We start from the raw sequence: 22,259 nt of genomic DNA, 5'->3' as shown, positions 1-22,259 counted from the left end.
CTCCCCGGCCAGGAAGGGCCCCGCTTCACCGCGCCCAGTTGACAAAGTTGCTCACATATCAGTCGTAGCGCGGGGCGGGCAGGTCGAGAACACGCGAGTGGCGCAGTCGCCAGGTCAGGTACGCGATGCCCAGACGGGTCCGTCCGAGGCCGTCCAGCGGGTCCCATCCCAGGGTCTCGGTCACCGTGTCCAGCCTGGTCTGCATGGTCGAGTGGTGAATCCCCAGCACCCGGGCAGCGTGCCGCACCGAAGAGGTCCGGACGATGGCATCCAGCGTGGGGGCGGCCCACGGGTGCGCCGCGAGTGTCTCCAGGCCGGCGACGTCGGTCAGGCTCCCGTCGTCGAGCTGATCGGCGATCAACGGGATGAGCCCGCCGAAGTCATCGGCGGAGACCGAGCCGACCCCGGGGGGATCGCACAGGCGCAATGCCGCCACGGCGGACCGGAACGACCGGTGCAGGTGCTCGGGCGGCGCCGAGGCGCCTATGCCCGTCGGTGAGCCCTCCACCGCTCGCACCGATTCGGCGACCACCACGGCGTGCAACGGGCCGAACGCGGTCGGCACCACGTCCTCCGGCCCGCGCGGGTGCTTGTCCCACACCGCGAACAGCGGCGCCACCACGACCCGGTAGCACAGGGTGGGCAGCAACCCGAGACCGGCGGCAGCCGTGCATCTCTCGTCGGCAGCGACGGACCCGTCGAGCAGCAGTCCGAGTTCGCGCCGGTGCTCGGACGGATGTCTGCTCCGGCCGTGCCGGATCCGGACGGCGAGCGACAGCCGCTCCAGGATGATGGCATCGTTGGCCTGCGGGGTGCCCTCCCGCTCCAGCCACACCACCAGGCCGTCGTCGACCGGCGTGACGGTGCGTTGCACTTCACCGTTTCCGCCGGCCGCCTCGCCGCGGGGGGTGATCCGCACCTGCCGGTGCGGGGCATCCTGCTCGAAACCGGCCACGCACCCGGCGAGCGAGGCCGCGGCGCTGAGCAGCGCCCGGGTGTTGACGTTTGCCCACCACCAACTCGTCGAAGCACGCGATCACCCGGAGCCCCAAGCTGGCCGTCGGGTCCAGACGCGCGATCCTGCCGAGCAACTCCTGCATCTCAGCGCCACTCCCCCGCCGCGCACCGTTCAGTCGGCAAGGATCTTCTCCACCCAGGCGTCGCGAGCACGGATCATGCCCTGGGCGAGAGTGGTGTGCGGGGCGAAGATGTCGAATGCGTGGAAGCCACCCGACCACACATGCAGCTCGGCATCACCGCCGGCCCGCCAGATCCTGTTCGCATAGTCGATCGCCTCGTCACGGAAGATCTCCGCCGCGCCGACGTCGATGAACGCCGGTGGCAGGCCGGACAGGTCGGTCGCCCGGGCCGGCGCCGCGTACGGCGAGACGTCGTTGCCGCCCACCGCGTCTCCGAGGAAGGCACGCCACCCCGTTTCGTTGCTCACCCGGTCCCAGACACCGATGCCGTCGAACTGGGCCGTGGACGCTGTCAGGCCGCGGTCGTCCAGCATCGGGTAGTCGAGGATCTGCCCGCACAGCACCGGACCACCGCGGTCCCGTGCCGCCAGGGCCAGCCCGGCGGCGAGTCCGCCGCCGGCACTGGCCCCGGCGACCACGATGCGGTCGGATCGGATGCCCAGCTGCTCCGACTGCGCCGCCGTCCATTCCAGTGCTGCGTAGACGTCCTCCCGGGCGTACGGGTCGCGGAACTCCGGCGCCAACCGGTACTCGACGGTGACCACCACCGCGCCGAACCTCTCGATCCAGTCGAGGATCAGGTCGATCCCACTGAACCGGTCGCCGAACAACAGGCCGCCGCTGTGGATGAACAGCACCGCCGGCGCCGGAGCGGTGCGCGCACCCGGCGACAGCACCGAGATCTCCACCGGATCGCCGGCATGCCCGCGGATGACGGCATCGGTACGGACGACATCCCTGTTCGCGAGTGTGTTCTCCAGGGGTGGGGAGGCATACGAGGAACGCATGAACCCGATCAGCTCCGGAGTGATGGTCGGCGGGAACATACCGCCGACCACCGCAAGCCCCGCCCGCAGTTCGGGGTCGAAGGCAGGCCGGACGACCTGCGCCATGTGGCACCTCCTGTGTCCCTGCATCGTCGCCCACCGACGCCCGCACCGCCACCGCTGGGACCTGCCGACCCGGCTCAGAGCGAGGCGTAGAGCGCGTCCTCGAAGTCGCCGTACAGCTTCCAGGCCTGGTGCTCGGTGATGAAAGGCAGGCTGTTGGTGTAGATCGACGCGCAGATGCCGGTGGTCCTGTCGACGAAGAAGTGCGTGTTGAACAGGCCCGCCCAGGCGCCGGTCCAGGCCCGGCGCCGGCCGGGCAGGTCCTGGGTGTTGAGCAGCAGCCCGTAGCCCCATTTCCATCCCGGCCCGATCCGCATCGAGTCGGTGATCGGCGGGTCGGCGGTCTCGATCACCTCCGGGACGTCCAGATCCCCGATCTGGTTGGAGAAGGCAGCATCGACGGTCTCCCGGCTCAGGATCCGCGCCCCGTCGAGTTCTCCGCCGCGGAGCAGCGCCCGCTCGAAGCGGATGTAGTCCCGGGGTGTCGAGTACAGGCCGTGCCCGCCTGCCCACCAGTCCGGCTCCTGGTTGAGGATCTCGCCGGCCGACACCCACCCACCGTCCGAACCGGGGGTGTGCACCGTGACTGCGTTCGCAGTCCGGTCCGGATCGAGCCGGAACATGGTGTCCCCCATGCCGAGTGGTCCGGTCACGCCTTCCTTGACCACCACGTCCAGGCCCTTGCCGGTCACGGACTCCACCACCTTGCCGAGCCAGTCGGTGTTGATGCCGTACTCGAACCTGGTCCCCGGGTCGCACACCAACGGCGCCCTGAACGCCTCGGCGGAGCCCGGCACGACGTTCGGGATACCGCTGACCGCTTCATATCTCACCATGTCGGCGTTCCAGAACCAGTAGGTCAGGCCGGAGGTGTGGGTGATCAGCTGCTTGACCGTCGCCCTGGTCGCGGGTGCCCGGAGTTTCGGCACGTCCCCGTCCCAGCCGTCCAGCACCTGCAGGTCTCCGAACGCGGGGCAGTAGCGCTCGACCGGTGCGTCGAGGTCCAGCGAGCCCTGCTCCATCAACTGGAGAGCCGTGACGGTACAGACCATCTTGGTCATCGACATGATCCGGAACTGGGTGCTCGTCGTGACCGGTGTGCTGTCCTCGCCGTTGATCCGGGCGCCGGCCCCGCCTTCGTACAGGATGCCGTCGCGGTCCGCCGCGATCGCCGCGACGTGCGGTACCGCCCCCGAGTCCACCGCTGCCGCGAGAACCTCGTCGATCCTGCTGCCGTCGATCGCCATCGCACGCTCCTCAGGTCGGGTGCGGCCGCGTCGTTGCGACCACCTCCAGCCCAGTGTGGGTCGGGTGATCGTCCGGGGGTACCGACAGTGCGTCGCGGTCTGCGGCCGGTGACCCGCCGTTCGGCGGGTCGCCTCCGGTTGTCCCCGACATCAGGCGGGCCGCGCGGCCGATTGCCGTCCGTGGGATCGATGCTGCACCCCGGGCACGTTCGAGGCGGGCGAGACGCGTTCGACCTAATTCCAGAAGGTGGGACCACCTGTGGTGCAGAGACTCCGTCGGCGTCTCTGCACCACGGTGGATCCCGTCATCCGGTCAGGAATTTCTCGACGAGAGGGCTGACCACGGCGCGTCCCTCGTCGAAGAAGGCGTGGCGCAGCCCGGGCAGCACCATCAGTTCGCTGCCCGGGATGCGCTCCGCCAACAGCTCTGCGTTGACGGCCGGCGTCATCACGTCGTCCGCGCCGTGCAGCACCAAGGTCGGAGCGGCGATCGCGCCGAGCACCTCCCAGTCGTCGTGCCCGTCGGAGGCCCGCAAATGAGCCCGGCGTGCTGCCGCCGTCATCGAGGGATCACCGAGCACCCGGTAGGGGCCAGGGTGCCCGGCCAGCCACTCCGGTGTGTACATCAACTCGAGCAGGAAGCGCCGCCGATCACCGGACGGGTCGACCAGGCCGCGCCGGACGCCGGCATCGCGTTCGACGGCGCGTGGCCCGCCCGGTGACGTACAGCCGAGCACCAGTCGGCGCACCAGGTGCGGGTGGTCCACGGCGAGCCACTGCGCGATCCGGCCACCCATGGACGTGGCGTACACGTCGACGGGCCCGAGCCCGAGATGCCCGAGCACGGCCACCATGTCGCCGGCCATCGATCGGGTGGTCATGTCGTCGGCAGGTTCGTCGCTGTCACCGGTGCCACGCTGGTCCACGGTGATGGTGGTGCGCCGGTCGGAGAAGTCGGAGCGCACGTCGTCCCACCAGTGGTGGTTGTTGGCCTGACCGGCGAGCAGCAGCAGCGGCGGGCCGGATCCCGACACCTGGACGGCGATCCGTGCGCCGTCCGCGGCGGTCGCGATGGTGGAGGTCATCAGAGGCGGCACCGGCCGAGCCTACGATCGTCGACCGCGGGCGAACTCGTAGGCCCCCGCGGAGCTGGCCGTCCCTCTCCCCACTTCAACGTATAGCGCACCCCGGGGCTTGCGGCAAGACCCCCTGAGCGGCGCAGAATCGCCGGCGCACCTGACCGACGGCGAGGGGACACATTCTGAGCACCACAGTTTTCGACCTGCCCGACCGGCTGTCCGCCAAAGCGGACCCGGCGCTGATCGCCGATGACCTGGAGTACTTCGCGGAGATCGAGAGATGTCTGCAGGAGTCGATCGATGACGTGACCGCCCGACTGGAGGAGGAGCGGCTCTCCCCCGCCCGGCACGGCGCGGAGGCGCTCGACCGGGACCGGACGATCCACCAGCTCACCGCCCGGCGGCGCGCACTGCGCCGGTTCGGCCTCGACCTGTGCCTCGGGCACATCGTCCCGGTCGACGCGGACGGCACCATCGGAGCGCCGATCTGGATCGGGCGGCTCGGGCTCACCGACCGCACCGGGCGACGACTGCTCGTGGACTGGCGGTCACCGGCCGCCGAACCGTTCTTCGCCGCCACCCACGGTCACCCGATGGCGCTCGCCCGCCGGCGCCGGTACCGGTGGACCAAGGGCCGGATCACCGACTACTGGGACGAGGTCTTCGTCCACGGAACGGATGTCGCCCGGGAACGAGCGGCGATGGACGACCAGTCGGCGTTCATCGCCGAGCTCGCGTCCAGCCGCTCGAGCCGGATGCGGGACGTGCTGGGCACCATCCAGGCCGACCAGGACGCGATCATCCGGGCCGGCTCCCCCGGCACCCTGGTGGTGGACGGCGGGCCCGGCACCGGGAAGACGGTGGTCGCGCTGCACCGGGCCGCCTACCTGCTCTACGCGGATCCCAGGTTGTCCCGTGACCGCGGCGGTGTGCTGGTCGTCGGCCCGCACCACCAGTACCTGCGCTACGTGTCCGACGTGCTGCCCGCCCTCGGCGAGGACGGTGTGCAGACCTGCACCCTGCAGGACCTGCTGCCGGAGGGGGTGACGGCCCGTCCCGAGCCGGACCCGGCGGTGGCCCGGCTCAAGGCCGGCGCCGACCTGGTCCGGGCGGTGGCGACCGGGGTGCGGTTCTACGAGGAGCCGCCGACGACCGCGACGGCCGTCGAGACCCCATGGACGGAGCTGGAACTCACCCCGTCGGACTGGGCCGAGGCGTTCGGCGCAGTCGAGCCGGGCACACCGCACAACGAGGCGCGCGAGCGGATCCACGAGGAGCTGGTGACGACCCTGGTCGATCGGGCGTCCGCCGCCGGGGTGGACGATGACACCCTGCGGAACTCCCTGCGCCGCAACGTGGCGATCCGCGACGAACTCCACCGGGCCTGGCCGCTGATCGAGGCGACGGAACTGGTCGCCGATCTCTGGTCGGTACCCGCGTTCCTCCGGCTGTGCGCGCCGTGGCTCTCCCCGGAGCAGGTGAAGTTGTTGCGCCGCAGCGACAACGAGCACTGGACATTGTCCGACCTGCCGTACCTGGACACCGCCCGTCAGTTGTTGGGTGATGCCGGCTACGAGTCCCGCCGGCGCGCGGCCCGGGCGCAGGTGCAGGGCCAGCAGCAAGGACTGGCCCGGGTCGTCGAGGAAGCGATCGTCGCCGACGACAGCGACATGATGATCATGAGCATGCTGCGGGGTGACGACCTGCAGGATGCTCTGATCGACGAGGACTCGTTGCCGCAGGCGGAGCGTGACCCGCTGGCCGGCCCGTTCGCGCACGTGGTCGTCGACGAGGCCCAGGAGCTCACCGACGCACAATGGCAGATGCTGGTGCAGCGCTGCCCGTCCGGCAGCTTCACCGTGGTCGGCGACCGGGCCCAGGCCCGCGACGGCTTCGCCGGGAACTGGGAGTCCCGCCTGGAACGGGCAGGGCTGGACCGGATCACCGTGGCCTCGCTGACGGTCAACTACCGGACCCCGGAGGAGGTCATGACGGCCGCCGCCCCGGTGATCCTGGCGGCGTTGCCCGATGCGAACGTGCCCACCTCGGTGCGCCGCAGCGGCATCCCGGTCCGCACCGGCGAACTTGCTGATCTGCCCGCCCTTCTCGACGTCTGGCAGGCCGGGAACGCCGACGGTGTCGCCTGCGTGATCGCAGCGGCCGACCGCCCGGCGCCCACGGTTCCGGACATCGACCGGGTCAGCGTGCTCACCCCGGAGACCGCCAAGGGGCTCGAGTTCGATCTGGTCGTGCTGATCGATCCGGACGGGTTCGGGACCGGCGTGCGTGGCGCTGTCGACCGGTACGTCGCGATGACCCGGGCCACCCGGGAGCTGGTGGTGCTGACGAGCTGAACTACTCGAGTGCGAGCACACGATCGCGCGTGCCACCCCGCGGAATGGTGTCGGGGCCACCGGTGCTCACCCCTGCACGGTAGCGGGCCGGTCGGCATCGTCCGCGGGTCGTCGGGCAGTCTGTGTCGCATGACCGTCTCGGTGGAACCCGCCACCCCAGCGCGCTGGACCGATGTCGTCGAGGCATTCGGCCGCGGCGGTCGGCGCCCGGACTCGTGCTGGTGCCAGCGGTTCCGCCGCCACGACTGCCCGGACAACCGGACCGCGCTGCACCTGGAGGTCTCGGACGGGCCGTTGCCGGTCGGTCTGGTCGCGTACCACGACGGAACGCCGTCCGGATGGTGCCGTGTGGTGCCCAGATCGACGCTGCCCGGGATCACCGGCAACCGTGCGCTGCAGCGGGTGCTCGACGACGATCCGGACGCCTGGTGGGTGTCCTGCGTCGTGGTGCGGCAGGGCCACCGCGGTCATGGGATCGGTGCCGCGCTGTTGCGCCGGGCCGCCGTGTTCGCCGCCGACCACGGTGCGTCGGTGCTCGACGGCCACCCGGTGGATGTCGGGGTCGTGCGCGGCAGGCCGGCGCCGACGGCGCTCTTCACCGGCACGGTGTCGATCTTCCGGGCGGCCGGCTTCGGCGAGTTCGGGCGGACCGTACCGACCCGGCCGGTGATGCGACAGCGGTTGCGGTGAAACGGCTCAGCCGAGTTCGAGCTCCAGCACCGTCGCGTCGGAGAGCTTCGCGGTGCCGGCGCCGAGGAACCGGGTCAGCAGGTACACCCGGGTCCGGTCCGGCGTCGTGTACTCGATGGTGAAGTAGCCCCGCGCATCGGTGGTCCCGTGGGCGGCGACGAACCATGGCCCGGTGGGCGTGGACCGCTCGTACAGCCGCACGGTGCCACCGACGATGCCGGTGCCCTCGGCGACGCCGGTCACCCGACCCTTGACCAGCACCAGGTCGCCCCGCCCTGCGGATTCGCCGCCGACGACCATCGCCGCGGTGCGGGTGGCGCCGGTGGACACTCGCACGGTCAGCACCGGGGCGTCGGACATCCGGGCCGCGGTGTTGCCCACGAACCGCACCAGCACCTCGGTGGGCCGACCGGTCGCGACGAGCCGGAGCGCGTAACGGCCACGGGCGTCGGTGCGGGTCTCGGCGGTGCTGCGCCAGCCGGCCGCACCGGCGTCCCGGGTGTACATGCGGACGAGAGAACCTGCGGTGGCCGATGTCCCGGTCGACCGGCCGGTGATGCTGATCGCCTGACCACGGATCGCGGTGGCCGGTGCGGTGGCCGTGGTGACGGTGCTCCGGACGGTGACACCGAGGGTGAGCTGGGCGGAGTCGACGGCCCTGGCCTTCGCGGAACCCAGGTACCGCACCATGAGTCGCTGCGCGGTGCCGGTGGCGACGTACCGCATCGAGTAGCCACCGGTGGACGTGGTGCGGACCTCTGTCCCGGGCGTCCAGCTGGTGGCGCCGACGTTGCGGGTGTACAGCCGGACGATGCCGGTGCCGCCGGTGACCTTCCCCGACACCGGCACCACCTGCCCCTTGTCGGCGGTGGCCGGGGCGGTGGCGGTCAGTGACACCGGGTGCACCAGCGGTCCCGAGTCGGCGGGCGTCGCACCGACGTAGTGGTAGTAGCCCAGCAATCCGAACCCGAAGCCGCGCAGGCTGACCGTCTTCCCGACGTCCGGGGTGTCGATCTGCGCCGGACGGCCGTCCGGCGCGGTACCGCCGACGTAGATGCCGATGTGGTTGACCTGCGTGCCCCCGGACCAGTTGAAGGCGGTGACGTCGCCGGGCACCGGCGTCGAGGTCTTCACGAACTGCCCGGAATGGATGATCGAATGCGCGGTGCCGCCGCCGATGTCGACGCCGAACGCGCTCCAGTAGGCCCAGCGCACCCAACCGGAGCAGTCGAACCCGCCGAGGGTGATCCCCGGCGTCGGGCCGTGACCGCCCGCGTAGACGTACGGGATGTCCTTCTTCGCCCACTCGTGGGCGAAGGCCACCAGGCTGGTCAGCCGCGGTGCCCCGTCGTACGGCAGAGCTGCCGGCCGGGCGGGCGCCGGTGCGGGAGCGGCCTCGGTGGCGGGGACGGCCACGGGGCCGGGAGTCGCTGCCGGATCCGGTACTGCCGACGGGGCAGGGGCGGGGACGGCGGCGGCCGGCGCAACGACAGCAGGCCGGACCGTCGCCGCGGCCGCGATGCCGACAGGGCCGGTCAGGACCTGGGCTCCCAGGGCGACGGCCGAGACCACCAGCCCCGCGACGGTGCGGCGCCACCAGCTGACTGGCATGTGCAAGAGAACCCTCCCCGGATGTCGGCCGGGTCAGTGTCACACATCGTTGCCTGGCGTTCGAAAATCGGCCGCGCACCTGCGCGATCCGGCAGGTCAGGCGGTCCGTCCCGGCCTTCGGCCCGTGGTCGTGGACGCGGCTGCAGATTGCCTGTCACCCGGCAGGGACCTGCGCTCCGATACGCACGGTCACGAAGTTCGACAGAGAGTCACGGTCGGTGCCGACACGCCGACCGGGCGGGTGGACTTCGGGCCGCGTCGTGATCTGATCCGTCGATGACGGACCGGACGGACATCCTGTCGGGCTACGAGTGGCCGGTCGGCCCGTGGACCCGGGCCAACATGATCACCTCGATGGACGGCCGCGCAGCACTCGACGGGGTCTCCGGCGGCCTGGGCAACGACACCGACCAGGAGATCCTGCGCACCCTGCGCGACGGTGCCGACGTGCTGCTGGTCGGGTCCGGAACCGTTCGCGCCGAGGGGTACGAGGGCATCGGCACCGAGCGACCCGCCGGCCGGCCGCTGCGGCTCGCGGTCGTCACCGGCAGGGGTCTCCCGGACGGCCTGCGGGCGATCGACACCGCCGCCGCCCGCCCGCTCCTGCTGACCACCACCGTCGGGGCAGCACGGACCCCGGCCGACATCGCCGCCGAGATCGTGGTGCTCGGCGCCGACCACGTCGATGCGACGGCGATCGTCCCGGCGCTCCGGGAGCGAGGGCTTTGCCGGGTGCTCTGCGAGGGAGGGCCCAGCCTGCTCGGTGAGCTGATCGCCGCCCGGCGGATCGACGAGCTGTGTCTGACCATCGCGCCGTTCACCGTCGGCGCCGGCGCTGCTCCCCTGCTCGGCCCCGACTCCGGTCCCGCGGCGCGCTGGGCGCTGGCCGGCACCGCCGTCGACGGCGATCACCTGTTCACCCGGTACCGGAGGACCTGACCGCATCGCGGCACCCTGACCCGGCATCCGCGGTTGTTCCCCTGGCAGCGGTGGATGCCCCGCGCCCGCTGTGGCGCACCGGGTGTGCGGACGGCGCCAGTCGCTGCGACACCCCCGTGTGACCCGCAGCCGGTCCACGAGGGCGGCATCCAGGGGCGCCATCGGGCGGCGCGATGCACCCAGTGCCCCGGCGACATCGATGGCAACGCCAGCGGAATGTCTGCTCCCGTCACCTTTGTCCGGTGGTTCCGCGCTCGAAACCCTGGTCGCGGCCATTCGAACGAAGAGTGAACATTTCTCCGCACAGCCTCTTGACGCCCGGCGTGTGAGCGTTAACACTGAGCGGGCGGGTCAGCCACCCGCCCTCGAAGGAACTGAGATCGGAAGGTCGGCCAATGACGGCCAGGATCGTTTGCGGCACGGTCAGCACCGTGCCGCCCGCATCCGATGCCGCGCTCCCGCTCCTGCTCATCGTCCGATGCCCCACCCCGCCGTCGTGCGGGACCGCAGCATCAGCGACCTGAACCCGACGATCACAGCCATCCGCACCAGAGGTCATCCAGCGTTGGAGGAACACCGGTGTTCAAGAAGAAGTTCGCGATCGTCGCCGCGGCGGCCCTCGCGCTGACCCTGGCGGCCTGCGGCAGCAACAGCAGCTCCGGCTCGTCGTCCACCCCGGCCGCCGCCGGCACCAGCACGGCGGCAGCGCCCACCTCGGCAGATGCGTCCACCACCGCGGGTGGGGACTCCACGGCGCCGAGTTCCCCGGCCGAGGGTGGCGGCGAACTGCCGCCGGTCGACCCGGCCCAGTTGGACGGGGCCGTCATCGGGTTCGCCCAGGTCGGATCCGAGAGCGGTTGGCGCAGCGCCAATACCGACGACATCAAGGCCACCGCCGAGAAGTACAACGTGGACCTGCAGTTCACCTCGGCCGAGGGCGACCAGGCCAAGCAGATCGCGTCGATCAAGACCTTCATCACCCAGGGCGTCGACCTGATCGCCTTCTCCCCGGTGGTCGAGACCGGTTGGGACTCCGTGCTCGAGGAGGCGAAGACCGCCGGCATCCCGGTGATCCTCACGGACCGCGCCGTCGACTCCGACCCGAGCCTGTACAAGACCTTCATCGGCTCCGACTTCATCAAGGAGGGCGAGAAGGCCGCGACCTGGGCCAAGGACGAGTTCGCCGATGCCTCCGAGGTGAACATGGTGGTGCTCGAGGGCACCACCGGTTCCGCGCCGGCCAACGACCGGAAGACCGGCTGGGAGAACGTTCTCGGTGCGGATGCGAAGTTCAAGACGCTGGCCTCGCAGACAGGTGACTTCACCCGGGACGGTGGCAAGAAGGTCATGGAGGGTTTCCTGGCGAAGTACCCGGACATCGATCTGGTCTACGCGCACAACGACGACATGGGTCTCGGTGCGATCGAGGCGATCGAGGCCGCCGGCAAGGTGCCCGGCAAGGACATCAAGATCGTCACGGTGGACGCGGTGAAAGCGGGCATGGAGGCCCTGGCCGCCGGCAAGATCAACTACATCGTGGAGTGCTCGCCGCTGCTCGGTGAGCAGCTGTTCGCCGCCTCCAGCGCGGTGCTGGCCGGCCAGGAGATCCCGGCCCGGATCATCACGATCGAGGGCGAGTTCGACCAGGAGCAGGCCAAGGCAGCGCTCCCGGACCGCAAGTACTGAGTGGCTCCCGGGCCGGTCGGCAGGACGCCGACCGGCCCGGGCGGCGCACCCGGACGACAACTGCTGCCGCCGCGATCATGTCGGGATGCGGGTCGAGCTGCTCGGATGCACGATCCGTGGCAGCAGCACTTCGCCCGAGCGGAGTGGACCGGCACGAGGAACACCAGAAGGGACGAAGGATGTCGACGCAGGCACAACCGGGCGCCACCCGGACCCCCGCCGGGGAGCCCGTGGTCGAGATGCGGGACATCTCGATCACCTTCCCCGGGGTGAAGGCACTCGACGGGGTCGGGCTGCGGCTGTTCCCCGGTGAGGTGCACGCCGTGATGGGCGAGAACGGCGCCGGCAAATCGACGCTGATCAAGGCGCTCACCGGGGTCTACGGGATCGACTCCGGCACCATTGCCGTGAACGGGCAACAGGTCTCGTTCACCGGTCCGGCGCAAGCGCAGGAGTCCGGGATCGCCACGGTCTACCAGGAGGTCAACCTGGTGACCAACCTGTCGGTGGCGGAGAACATCCTGCTCGGCCGGGAGCCGCGGCGGCTCGGGATGATCGACTTCCGGCGGATGCGGGCCCGGGCTCGAGAGGTGTTGCGCTCGCTGAACCTCGACATCGACCCGGGATCGCAGCTCGGTGCGCACTCGATCGCTGTGCAGCAGCTGGTCGCGATCGCCCGGGCGGTGGACATCCGGGCGCAGGTGTTGATCCTCGACGAGCCCACCTCGTCGCTCGACATGCGCGAGGTGGCCGAGCTCTTCACCGTCATCCGCCGGGTCCGCGACGAGGGCGTCGCGGTACTGTTCGTGTCGCACTTCCTCGACCAGGTCTACGAGATCTCCGACAGGATCACCGTGCTGCGGAACGGGAAGCTGGTGGGCGAGTACCCGGTGGCCGCGCTGCCCCGGCTGCAACTGGTCTCGAAGATGATCGGCAAGGATCTCGCCGCGCTGGACGCGCTGGAGGAGGGCACCCGCCGGGAAGCCGGCGAGCGGGTGGAGGGTGGCGCCTTCCTGGCTGCCGCGGGTCTGGGTCGCACGGGGTCGATCCAGCCCTACGACCTGGAGGTGCATCCCGGCGAGGTGGTCGGCCTGGCCGGACTTCTCGGCTCCGGCCGTACCGAACTCGTCCGGTTGCTGTACGGCGCCGATCGTTCGGACTCGGGAAGTGTCGCGATCAAGGGCGAACGGGTCCGGTTGCGCAGCCCGCGGGAGGCCTTGGACCGGGGCATTGCCTTCGCCTCCGAGAACCGGAAGGCCGAGGGTCTCATCGGGGATCTCTCGGTCCGGGCCAACATCGTGCTGGCCCTGCAGGCCGCTCGCGGCTGGGTACGGCAGATCCCGCGCCGCCAGCAGGACGAGATCGCCGACAAGTACATCAAGGCGCTCGACATCCGGCCCGGTAACCCGGACCATCTGGTGCGCAACCTGTCCGGCGGCAATCAGCAGAAGGTGCTGCTCGCCCGCTGGCTGCTCACCCGGCCGAAGTTGTTGATCCTGGACGAGCCGACCCGCGGGATCGACGTCGGTGCCAAGGCGCAGATCCAGAAGCTGGTCGCCTCGCTGTCGGACGACGGCATGGCGGTCATTTTCATCTCCGCCGAGCTCGAGGAGGTGCTGCGGCTCTCGCACCGCATCGGCATCCTGCGGGACCGCCGGATGGTCGACGAGATCCTCAACGAGGGGACAACGGTGAACGACATCATGGGCATCATCGCCGACGACGGCTCCGCGGCCGTCACCTCATCAGCCCCACTCCCGGCCGGCCCATCGGCCGGCGCAGGTGCGGAGGTGCGATCGTGAAGGCGTTCCTCTCCCACCGGCTGGTCTGGCCGGCCGCAGTGCTGCTGGCACTGCTGGTCGCGAACCAGGTGGCGAACCACTCGTTCCTGTCGATCACCGTGCAGGACGGCAACCTGTTCGGGCCGCTGATCGACATCCTGCGCCGCGCCGCACCTGTCGTGCTGGTGGCCCTCGGGATGACGCTGGTGATCGCCACCCGCGGCATCGACCTCTCGGTCGGGGCGGTGGCGGCGATCTCGGGATCCTGGGCGTCGATGTACATCATCGGGTCCGCCGACCGGGCCTCCGTCGGTGTCGTGCTCACCGCGATCGGCGTGGCCCTGCTGATGGCGCTGGTCGCCGGCATGTGGAACGGCTTCCTCGTCTCCGTGCTCGGCATCCAGCCGATCGTCGCCACCCTGGTGCTGATGACGGCCGGGCGGGGTCTGGCCCAGGTGATCACCGACGAGAAGATCCTCTACCCCGACAACTCTCCCGCCTACAAGCTGATCGGCGGCGGATACCTGCTGGCGGTGCCGTTCTCGATCCTGCTCGCGGGGGCCATCTTCGCGCTCACCGCGGTCCTCACCCGGAAGACGGCCCTGGGCACACTGATCGAGTCGGTCGGTGTCAACCCCGAGGCGAGCCGGCTGGCCGGCGTCCGCGCCCGCACCATCATCTTCATCGTCTACGTCTTCTCCGGCCTCTGCGCCGGACTGGCCGGGCTGATGCTCACCTCCAACTCGACCTCGGCCGATCCCAATTCGATCGGTCTGTTCATCGAGCTGGACGCGATCCTCGCGGTGGTCATCGGCGGCACATCACTGGCCGGCGGCCGGTTCTCGCTCGCCGGCACACTGATCGGCGCCTTCATCATCGAGACCATGGACACCTTCGTGGTGATCGCGATCTCGGCGCGCTCCACCGACGTCTTCAAGGCGTGCGTGGTGATCGTCGTCTGCCTGCTGCAGTCGCCGCAGGCCCGGAGCTGGCTGGTGCACACCGTTCTGCGCCGCCCGGTGCGCCGCCCCGCTCCCCCACCACCGCCCCCGGCCGCCGTGGACGCTCCGGTCGCTGTTCCCGACGCCGGCACCCTGATCGCCGATGCCGCTGCAACCGGCGACGACCCCTCCGCTCCGACCGGCAGCGCGGTGACCGGGAACGCCGCGACCGAGAGCTCGGTGACCGGGAGCGCAGCGACTGCAGCTGATTCCATGGATCCGGCCGCGACCGGGTCCGGCCGCTCGACGGCCGGTGCACCCCGCTCCGACGAGTACACCGTGAGGACCCGATGACCACCACACTGCCGCCGGCCGGCCTCACCGGCACGGCCGGACCCCGCCGGCGCTCGATCGGCCGGTTCGGGAAGTACACCCAGGTCGGCACCACGGTGGTGCTGCTGGCGATCATGCTGTTCGTCGGGTCGCTGCTCTACCCGAACTTCACCTCCGGCCAGGCGCTGCTGGACCTGTTCGGCAAGAACGTGTTCCTCATACCGCTGGCCGTGGGCATGACCTTCGTGATCATCAGCGGTGGCATCGACCTGTCGGTCGGCGCGGTGATGGCGCTCGGTTCGGTGATCGCCGCGACCCTGCTGGCGGCGGGGTGGCCGGCGTGGGCGGTCATCGTGGTGGTGCTGTTGGCCGGATCCGGTCTCGGTCTGTTCGTCGGATATGTCATCAGTCGGTTCGAGATCCAGCCCTTCATCGCCACTCTCGCGGCGATGTTCCTCGCCCGCGGGCTCTGCCTGGTCATCACCGACCGGTCGATCGCCATCGACAACTCGTTCTTCCAGGCCCTGAACCTGGGCAAGATCGGGCTCTGGGAGAGCACCACCACCAACCTGCGGGGCCGCACCCGGGTGGCCGAGGTCTACACCACCCCGTCGGTGCTGATCGCCCTCGGCCTGGTGCTGATGGCCTTCCTGGTCCTGCACTACAGCCGGTTCGGCCGGACCGTGTACGCGGTGGGCGGCAGCGAGTCCTCGGCCGGCCTGATGGGCCTGTCCGTGCAGCGCACCAAGATCTCGGTCTACGTGATCAGCGGGTTCTGTGCTGCGCTGGCCGGCCTGCTGTTCTCCTTCTACACCGCCTCCGGCGACCCGGTGGCCGGCATCGGCTACGAACTCAACGCGATCGCGGCGGTGGTGATCGGCGGCACGCTGCTGGCCGGTGGTTCCGGGTACGTCATCGGGTCCGTGCTCGGCGTGCTGACCCTCGGCACCATCTACGCCTACAAGGAGTTCGACGGCGATCTGAACACCGGCTGGACCCGGGTCATGATCGGTGTGCTGGTGCTGTTCTTCATCGTGCTGCAGCGTTTCGTCGCGTCGCGTCGCTGGGCCCGGACATGAGCGTGCCGACCAGACCCGCGGGTGCGGCCCGACCACCCGGGATGTACGACGTGGCCCGGCTCGCCGGCGTCTCCCACATGACGGTCAGCCGGGTGCTCAACGACCACGGCAGCGTCTCGGCCGAGACCCGGCGCAAGGTGCGGGCGGCCATCGACGAACTGGGCTACCGCCGCAACGTGGCGGCCCGGACGCTGGTCACCCGGCGGTCCAGCACCATCGGGATCATCACCAGCGGGTCGATGCTGTACGGCCCCAGCAGCACCATGATCGCGGTGGAACGGTCCGCCCGGGACGCCGGCTACTACGTGAGTCTGGCGTCGCTGGCGAGCATCCAGCCGTCGGCCGTCGCCGAGGCCATCAGCTACTTCGTCGACCAGGGGGTCGACGGTATCGCGGTGATCGCGCCGGAGGCCGGGGTGGCGCACATGGCCGAGCCGTTCATCTCGGCGGTGCCGGTGGTGCTGATCGCCGCCGGCGCCGAGCCGGCGGCCGGCGTGCAGATCACCGCGATCGACCAGGAGCAGGGTGCGCGCCAGGCCACCCGGCACCTGATCGACCTGGGACACACCGTGATCGGGCACGTCGCCGGTCCGGAGCCGTGGTTCGACGCCTCCGCCCGGCTGCGCGGCTGGCGGCGGGAACTCGCGGCCGCCGGCCTGTCACCGGGTCCGGTGATCACCGGCGACTGGACACCGGAGAGCGGCGTACGGGCCGCCCGTACGCTGCTGGAGCGCGGCCTGCCGAGCGCGCTGTTCGTCGCCAACGACCTGATGGCGCTGGGCGTGCTCCGGGTCCTGCACGAGGCGGGAGTGGCGGTGCCGGAACAGATCTCGGTGGTCGGCTTCGACGACATGCCGGGTGCCTCGCACTTCGCGCCAGGGCTGACCACGATCCGGCAGGACGTCGAGGGTCTCGGTGCCCAGTGCATCGGGATGTTGCTCGACGCCTTCGACGGGCACCCGACCGACCGACCACCGGTGCCCGCGAGGTTGATCGTCCGGGACAGTACGGCGCCGCCGCGCTGAACTCTGTGCGCCGCGGGCCCTGTCGCACGCCGGTGATGTGAGCGTTAACGAGAATCGGGGTGGCCGGACAGGCGGGTGCTCCCAGTACGGACAGTCGGACAGTCGGACCGGCGGCCGCGCGAGCAGCGAGTCCGACCATCGAACAGCCGGAAATGCTTTCAGACAACCAGGTCCCGCATCAGGCGGGACAGCAGAACGAAGCGGGGTCCGACCGGACCCCGGTGAGCGAAAGGGACGCCGATGACGGTGGAACCGGGCCGGGCCGTGGTGGTCGGGATCGATTTCGGCACGTTGTCCGGCCGGGCGGTGGTGGTACGGGTCGCCGACGGCGCCGAGCTCGGTACCGGTGTGCACGAGTACTCCCATGCGGTGGTGGACCGGATCCTGCCCGGCACCGGGCAGGTGCTGCCGCCGGACTGGGCGCTGCAGGTGCCGTCCGACTACGTCGACGTCCTGCGGCATGCGGTCCCGGCGGCGCTCGCGGCGGCCGCCGGTGCCGGGGTGAGTGCAGCCGACGTGATCGGCGTGGGCACGGATTTCACCGCATGCACGGTCCTGCCGGTGGCCACCGACGGCACCCCGCTCTGCGAGCTGGAGCGGTTCGCCGACCGCCCGCACGCCTACGTCAAACTCTGGAAGCACCACGCGGCACAGGGCCAGGCGGACCGGATCAACGAGCTGGCCCGGGTCCGCGGCGAGTCGTGGCTGCCCCGTTACGGCGGACTGATCTCCTCCGAGTGGGAGTTCGCGAAGGCACTCCAGGTGCTGGAGGAGGATCCGGAGATCTATGCGGCCACCGCGCAATGGGTGGAGGCCGCTGATTGGATCGTCTGGCAACTGACCGGCCGTTACACCCGCAACGCCTGCACTGCCGGCTACAAAGGCATCTTCCAGGACGGCGTCTACCCGTCACCCGAGTTCCTGCGCGCCCTGGCCCCTGGATTCGCGGGATTCGTCGAGGACAAGCTGGTGCCGCCGGACGGCCGGCTCGGCGACCGGGCCGGCGGTCTCACCGAGCAGGCCGCGGCATGGACCGGCCTGCCGGCCGGGATCGCCGTGTGCGTCGGCAACGTCGATGCCCATGTCACCGCGCCGGCCGGCAATGCCGTCGCCCCCGGACAGATGGTCGCGATCATGGGGACGTCGACCTGCCACGTGATGAACGGCGAGCGGCTGGCCGACGTCCCGGGCATGTGTGGGGTGGTGGACGGCGGGATCACCGCCGGTCTGTTCGGCTACGAGGCCGGACAGAGCGGCGTCGGGGACATCTTCGGCCACTTCGTCGACACCGGCGTGCCGGCGGCGTACTCGGAGCGGGCCGTGGCCGAGGGCCGGTCCGTGCACGAGGTGCTCACCGAGCTGGCCGCGGCGCAACCCGTCGGCGCGCACGGGTTGGTGGCCCTTGACTGGCAATCAGGCAATCGATCGGTGCTGGTCGACCACGAGTTGTCCGGGGTGGTGCTCGGGCAGACCCTGCAGACCCGGCCGGAGGACGTCTACCGGGCGTTGATCGAGGCCACGGCGTTCGGGGCCAGGACCATCATCGAGGCGTTCGAGGGCGCCGGCGTACCCGTCGAGGAACTTGTGATCGCCGGTGGCCTGACGAAGAACGCGCTGTTGATGCAGATCTACGCCGACGTCACCCGGCGGCCGTTGTCGGTGGTGGACTCGGCCCAGGCACCGGCCCTGGGCTCGGCGATCCACGCCGCGGTCGCCGCCGGTGCCTACCCGGACGTCCCGGCCGCCGCGGCCGTGATGGGCCGGATCCGGCGCGGGGTGTTCCTGCCCGTCGCTGCCAACTCCGCGGTCTACGACCGGCTGTTCGCCGAGTACACCCTGCTGCACGACCATTTCGGCCGCGGTGGCAATGCCGTGATGCACCGGCTGAAGGCGCTGCGCCGGGAGGTGCTGGGTGTCACCCCGGGCGGATCGGGGGTCACGGGGTCGGGTGCTCCGGAGGCGGACGCCGTGGGGTCGGACGCAGCGGCCGCAGGCGCACCGGGACCGGGCACCCCGGGCCCGGCGGAGGCCGGCGCGGTGCCGGCCCGGCCGTCCGCCGCGCTGCAGGAGGCACTGGCATGACCGTGGTCTCGGAGGTGCGGGACACCATCGCGCTGCTGCGCGCGCAGGTCGCCGACCTGCACGCGGAGCTGACCCGCAACCAGTTGGTGATCTGGACCGCGGGCAACGTCTCGGCCCGGGTGCCGGGCCGGGAGCTGTTGGTGATCAAGCCGTCCGGGGTGTCCTACGACGAGCTGACCCCGGAATCCATGGTGGTCACCGACTTCGACGGCCGGCTGGTCGAGGGCACCCGCAGCCCGTCGTCGGACACCGACGCCCACGCCTACGTGTACCGGCACCTGCCGGAAGTGGGCGGGGTGGTGCACACCCACTCCACTTACGCCTGCGCCTGGGCGGCGCTCGGCCGGCCGGTGCCCTGCGTGCTGACCATGATGGCCGACGAGTTCGGCGGCGAGATCCCGATCGGCCCGTTCGCGCTGATCGGCGACGACTCCATCGGCCGGGGCATCGTGGAGACGTTGCGGCACAGCAGGTCCCGGGCGGTGCTGATGGCCAACCACGGCCCGTTCACCATCGGCCGGGACGCCCGGGAGGCGGTCAAGGCCGCCGTCATGTGCGAGGACGTCTGCCGCTCGGTGTACATGGCGATGCAGCTCGGCGACCCGGCACCCATCCCGCAGGACAAGATCGACTCCCTCTTCGCCAGATACCAGAACGTGTACGGGCAGCCCGGTCCCGCCGGCCCCGGGAAGGACGTGTGAGAAGATGACGACGCCGACGCGCGAGACCTGGTTCCTCACCGGCAGTCAGGGCCTGTACGGGCCGGAGGCGCTCGAGCAGGTGGCCACCCAGTCCGCGGCCATCGCGGCCGAGCTGGACAGCGGTCCGGAGCTGCCGGTCCCGGTGGTCTGGAAGCCGGTCCTCACGGATGCCGCCGCCATCCGACGGGTGATGATCGAGGCGAACTCCGACGACAACTGTGCCGGGGTGATCATCTGGATGCACACCTTCTCCCCCGCCAAGATGTGGATCGCCGGGTTCGACGCGCTGCGCAAACCGCTGCTGCACCTGCACACCCAGGCGAACGTCGGCATCCCGTGGGCCGAGATCGACATGGACTTCATGAATCTCAACCAGGCCGCGCACGGGGACCGGGAGGTCGGCTACATCCAGACCCGGCTGGGTGTCACCCGCAAGACCGTGGCCGGACACGTCGGCGACCCTGTCGTCCGTCGCCGGGTGGGCGCCTGGCAGCGGGCCGCCGTCGGTGCGGCCGCGGTACGGTCGTTGAAGCTCGCGCGGTTCGGCGACAACATGCGGGATGTCGCGGTCACCGAGGGCGACAAGGTCGAGGCCCAGCTGCGTTTCGGTGTCTCGGTGAACACCTACGGCGTGAACGAGTTGGTCGAGGTGGTCGACGCCGTGCCGGACGACGAGATCGACAAGCTGATCACGGAGTACCTCGACGTCTACGACGTCGCACCCGAGCTGCTGCCCGGGGCCGACCGCCACGACTCGCTGCGCTACGCCGCGCGGATCGAGGCCGGTCTGCGCAGGTTCCTCACCGACGGCGGATTCGGCGCCTTCACCACCAACTTCGAGGATCTGGGCGGGCTGCGCCAACTGCCGGGCCTGGCCGTGCAGCGGCTGATGGCCGACGGTTACGGGTTCGGCGGCGAGGGCGACTGGAAGACCTCGGTGGTGCTGCACACGCTCAAGGCGATGGCCGTCGGCCTGCAGGGCGGCACCTCCTTCATGGAGGACTACACCTACGACCTGGGCCCCGGGAACGGGAAGATCCTCGGCGCGCACATGCTCGAGGTGTGTCCCAGCATCGCCGTCGGGCGACCGCGGGTGGAGATCCACCCGTTGGGCATCGGGGACCGGGAGGATCCGGTCCGGCTGGTGTTCGACGCCGCGCCGGGACCGGCGGTGGTGATGGGCATCTGCGACGTCGGCGACCGGTTCCGCCTGGTGGCCAACACGGTCCGGGTGATCCCGCCGGACGAGCCGCTGCCGAAACTGCCGGTGGCGCGGGCTGTCTGGGAACCGGAGCCGTCACTGGCCACCTCCGCCGAGTGCTGGCTGACCGCCGGTGGGCCGCACCACACGGTGCTGTCCTCCGCGCTGGGCGTCGAGGAGCTGGAGGACCTCGCCGACATCCTCGGTACGGAACTGCTGGTCATCGACGCCGCCACCACCCCGCGTGCGTTCGTCAAGGAGGTGCGGTGGAACCAGGTCTACCACCGGATCGCCGCCGGCCTGTGACACCGGTGGACCCAGCGACCCCTGCGACATCAGCGACCCCTGCGACATCAGCGACCCCTGCGGCCGGCCGCGTGCCGGATGTGCGGGACTGCGAGATCCTGGAGTTCGGCGGTCCGCGACTGCAGGTCGGGGTCATGCGGTACGGCGCGCGGATCGCCTCGATCCGGGTGCCGGATCGCGACGGCATGCCCGGAGAGGTGGCCGTCGGCTTCGACGACGCCGAGGGCTGGCTGTCCGACGCCTCCTTCCAGGGGGCGACGATCGGCCGGGTCGCGAACCGGATCCGCAGCGGCCGGTTCTCCGTCGACGGCACCGAGGTCATGGTGCCGTGCAACGAACCGGCGGCGGCCTTGCACGGCGGTCCGGACGGCTTCTCCCAGCATGTCTGGGATCTCGAGTCCCACGATGATCTCGGGGCGGTGCTGCGGCTGCGGTCCCCCGACGGCGACATGGGTTTCCCCGGCGAGCTGGACGTGCAGGTGGCGCTGCGGGTGCACGGTGCGGACCTGGTGATCGACTACACCGCGACCACCACCGCGCCGACGCCGGTGAACCTGACCAACCACACCTACTTCAACCTGACCGGCACCGGCGGATCGGTCGACCGCCACCTCGTCGACATCGCGGCGGACGCCTATCTGCCGGTCGGCGCCGGACTGCTGCCCACCGGCGAGCTCGCCCCGGTCGCCGGCACCGCGTTCGACCTGCGGACCCCGATCGCCGTCGGTGCGCGGTGGCGCGCACCGGACCCGCAGCTGGTCGCCGGCCGCGGCTACGACCACGCATTCGTCCTGCGGGACGGCTCGGCCGTGGCCGCCCGGGTCGTGGAACCGGTGACCGGTCGGACCCTCACCGTCGTCACCGACCAGCCCGCGCTGCAGTTCTACAGCGGCGGCATGCTCGACGGCACGATCCGTGCGCGCACCGGCCTGCTGCGGCAGGGCGACGCGTTCTGCCTGGAGGCACAGGGATTCCCGGACGCGGTGCACCACGACCACTTCCCGTCGGTGCTGCTGCGACCGGGGCAGATCTACACGCAGCGCACCGAGTACCGATTCGGGGTGCACTGAGGAACGTGCAACGAGCCGGAACGTGCACCGAGCCGAACGGAGCGC

General features: G+C 70.7%; 17 protein-coding genes. 12 read left to right on the top strand and 5 right to left on the bottom strand.

Translation table 11 applies throughout. The features are described from left to right. Nucleotides 1-58 precede the first annotated feature (58 nt). The 4 genes from GIS00_RS28885 to GIS00_RS08635 all read right to left on the bottom strand — a co-directional run bounded on the left by GIS00_RS28885 (nucleotide 59) and on the right by GIS00_RS08635 (nucleotide 4,421). Nucleotides 59-955: a helix-turn-helix domain-containing protein gene (locus GIS00_RS28885; protein WP_322097720.1), complete on the bottom strand. Its 897-nt coding sequence runs from the start codon at nucleotides 953-955 to the stop codon at nucleotides 59-61. Between the two features lie 174 nt (nucleotides 956-1,129). Beyond that, nucleotides 1,130-2,092: an alpha/beta hydrolase gene (locus tag GIS00_RS08645; protein ID WP_230312934.1), complete on the bottom strand. Its 963-nt coding sequence runs from the start codon at nucleotides 2,090-2,092 to the stop codon at nucleotides 1,130-1,132. Between the two features lie 74 nt (nucleotides 2,093-2,166). Further along, on the bottom strand, nucleotides 2,167-3,336 hold the full coding sequence (locus GIS00_RS08640; protein ID WP_154767727.1) for a serine hydrolase domain-containing protein: 1,170 nt from the start codon (nucleotides 3,334-3,336) through the stop codon (nucleotides 2,167-2,169). 305 nt (nucleotides 3,337-3,641) lie between these two features. Next, a complete protein-coding gene (locus GIS00_RS08635) occupies nucleotides 3,642-4,421 on the bottom strand; it encodes an alpha/beta fold hydrolase (protein WP_154767726.1) in 780 nt (259 codons plus the stop codon). 176 nt (nucleotides 4,422-4,597) lie between these two features. On the opposite strand from GIS00_RS08635, the gene helR reads away from it, so the two are divergent. Together helR and GIS00_RS08625 are read left to right on the top strand one after the other, a co-directional pair. Next, a complete protein-coding gene (gene helR, locus GIS00_RS08630) occupies nucleotides 4,598-6,769 on the top strand; it encodes an RNA polymerase recycling motor ATPase HelR (protein WP_154767725.1) in 2,172 nt (723 codons plus the stop codon). 129 nt (nucleotides 6,770-6,898) lie between these two features. Continuing rightward, complete coding sequence (locus GIS00_RS08625; RefSeq protein ID WP_154767724.1) at nucleotides 6,899-7,459, top strand: GNAT family N-acetyltransferase; 561 nt, start codon at nucleotides 6,899-6,901, stop codon at nucleotides 7,457-7,459. Between the two features lie 6 nt (nucleotides 7,460-7,465). Here the strand turns inward: GIS00_RS08625 and GIS00_RS08620 are convergent, their stop codons facing one another. After that, nucleotides 7,466-9,070: an NlpC/P60 family protein gene (locus GIS00_RS08620; protein ID WP_154767723.1), complete on the bottom strand. Its 1,605-nt coding sequence runs from the start codon at nucleotides 9,068-9,070 to the stop codon at nucleotides 7,466-7,468. A gap of 276 nt (nucleotides 9,071-9,346) precedes the next feature. On the opposite strand from GIS00_RS08620, the gene GIS00_RS08615 reads away from it, so the two are divergent. The 10 genes from GIS00_RS08615 to GIS00_RS08570 all read left to right on the top strand — a co-directional run bounded on the left by GIS00_RS08615 (nucleotide 9,347) and on the right by GIS00_RS08570 (nucleotide 22,214). Continuing rightward, entirely contained in the window at nucleotides 9,347-10,009 is a 663-nt protein-coding gene (locus GIS00_RS08615; RefSeq protein ID WP_154767722.1) for a dihydrofolate reductase family protein, read from the top strand. Nucleotides 10,010-10,588: 579 nt separating this feature from the next. Then, the gene (locus GIS00_RS08610; protein ID WP_322097719.1) at nucleotides 10,589-11,695 is read left to right on the top strand and encodes an ABC transporter substrate-binding protein; all 1,107 of its coding nucleotides are present in this window, start codon (nucleotides 10,589-10,591) and stop codon (nucleotides 11,693-11,695) included. Nucleotides 11,696-11,874: 179 nt separating this feature from the next. Then, the gene (locus GIS00_RS08605; protein WP_154767720.1) at nucleotides 11,875-13,497 is read left to right on the top strand and encodes a sugar ABC transporter ATP-binding protein; all 1,623 of its coding nucleotides are present in this window, start codon (nucleotides 11,875-11,877) and stop codon (nucleotides 13,495-13,497) included. After that, the gene (locus tag GIS00_RS08600; RefSeq protein WP_322097718.1) at nucleotides 13,494-14,771 is read left to right on the top strand and encodes an ABC transporter permease; all 1,278 of its coding nucleotides are present in this window, start codon (nucleotides 13,494-13,496) and stop codon (nucleotides 14,769-14,771) included. Before GIS00_RS08605 ends, GIS00_RS08600 begins: the two co-directional genes overlap by 4 nt. Beyond that, the gene (locus tag GIS00_RS08595) at nucleotides 14,768-15,829 is read left to right on the top strand and encodes an ABC transporter permease subunit (RefSeq protein ID WP_154767719.1); all 1,062 of its coding nucleotides are present in this window, start codon (nucleotides 14,768-14,770) and stop codon (nucleotides 15,827-15,829) included. The genes GIS00_RS08600 and GIS00_RS08595 overlap by 4 nt, the downstream gene beginning before the upstream one ends. Next, on the top strand, nucleotides 15,826-16,854 hold the full coding sequence (locus GIS00_RS08590) for a LacI family DNA-binding transcriptional regulator (RefSeq protein ID WP_407666774.1): 1,029 nt from the start codon (nucleotides 15,826-15,828) through the stop codon (nucleotides 16,852-16,854). The genes GIS00_RS08595 and GIS00_RS08590 overlap by 4 nt, the downstream gene beginning before the upstream one ends. Nucleotides 16,855-17,094: 240 nt before the next feature. Continuing rightward, the gene (gene araB / locus GIS00_RS08585) at nucleotides 17,095-18,936 is read left to right on the top strand and encodes a ribulokinase (RefSeq protein ID WP_154767718.1); all 1,842 of its coding nucleotides are present in this window, start codon (nucleotides 17,095-17,097) and stop codon (nucleotides 18,934-18,936) included. After that, nucleotides 18,933-19,637 carry an L-ribulose-5-phosphate 4-epimerase gene (locus GIS00_RS08580; protein WP_154767717.1) on the top strand — a complete coding sequence of 235 codons (705 nt, stop codon included), beginning with the start codon at nucleotides 18,933-18,935 and terminating at the stop codon, nucleotides 19,635-19,637. Before araB ends, GIS00_RS08580 begins: the two co-directional genes overlap by 4 nt. A 4-nt stretch (nucleotides 19,638-19,641) precedes the next feature. Continuing rightward, nucleotides 19,642-21,144, top strand: a complete 1,503-nt coding sequence (araA, locus tag GIS00_RS08575; RefSeq protein ID WP_154767716.1) for an L-arabinose isomerase — start codon at nucleotides 19,642-19,644, stop codon at nucleotides 21,142-21,144. Between the two features lie 71 nt (nucleotides 21,145-21,215). Beyond that, nucleotides 21,216-22,214, top strand: a complete 999-nt coding sequence (locus GIS00_RS08570) for an aldose epimerase family protein (RefSeq protein ID WP_196073173.1) — start codon at nucleotides 21,216-21,218, stop codon at nucleotides 22,212-22,214. The last annotated feature ends 45 nt before the right edge of the window (nucleotides 22,215-22,259 follow it).

It is taken from the genome of Nakamurella alba (assembly GCF_009707545.1).
Lineage (GTDB): Bacteria > Actinomycetota > Actinomycetes > Mycobacteriales > Nakamurellaceae > Nakamurella > Nakamurella alba.
The sequence above is the reverse complement of the archived record's forward strand: the minus strand, read 5'-3'. Positions and strand labels throughout refer to the sequence as shown.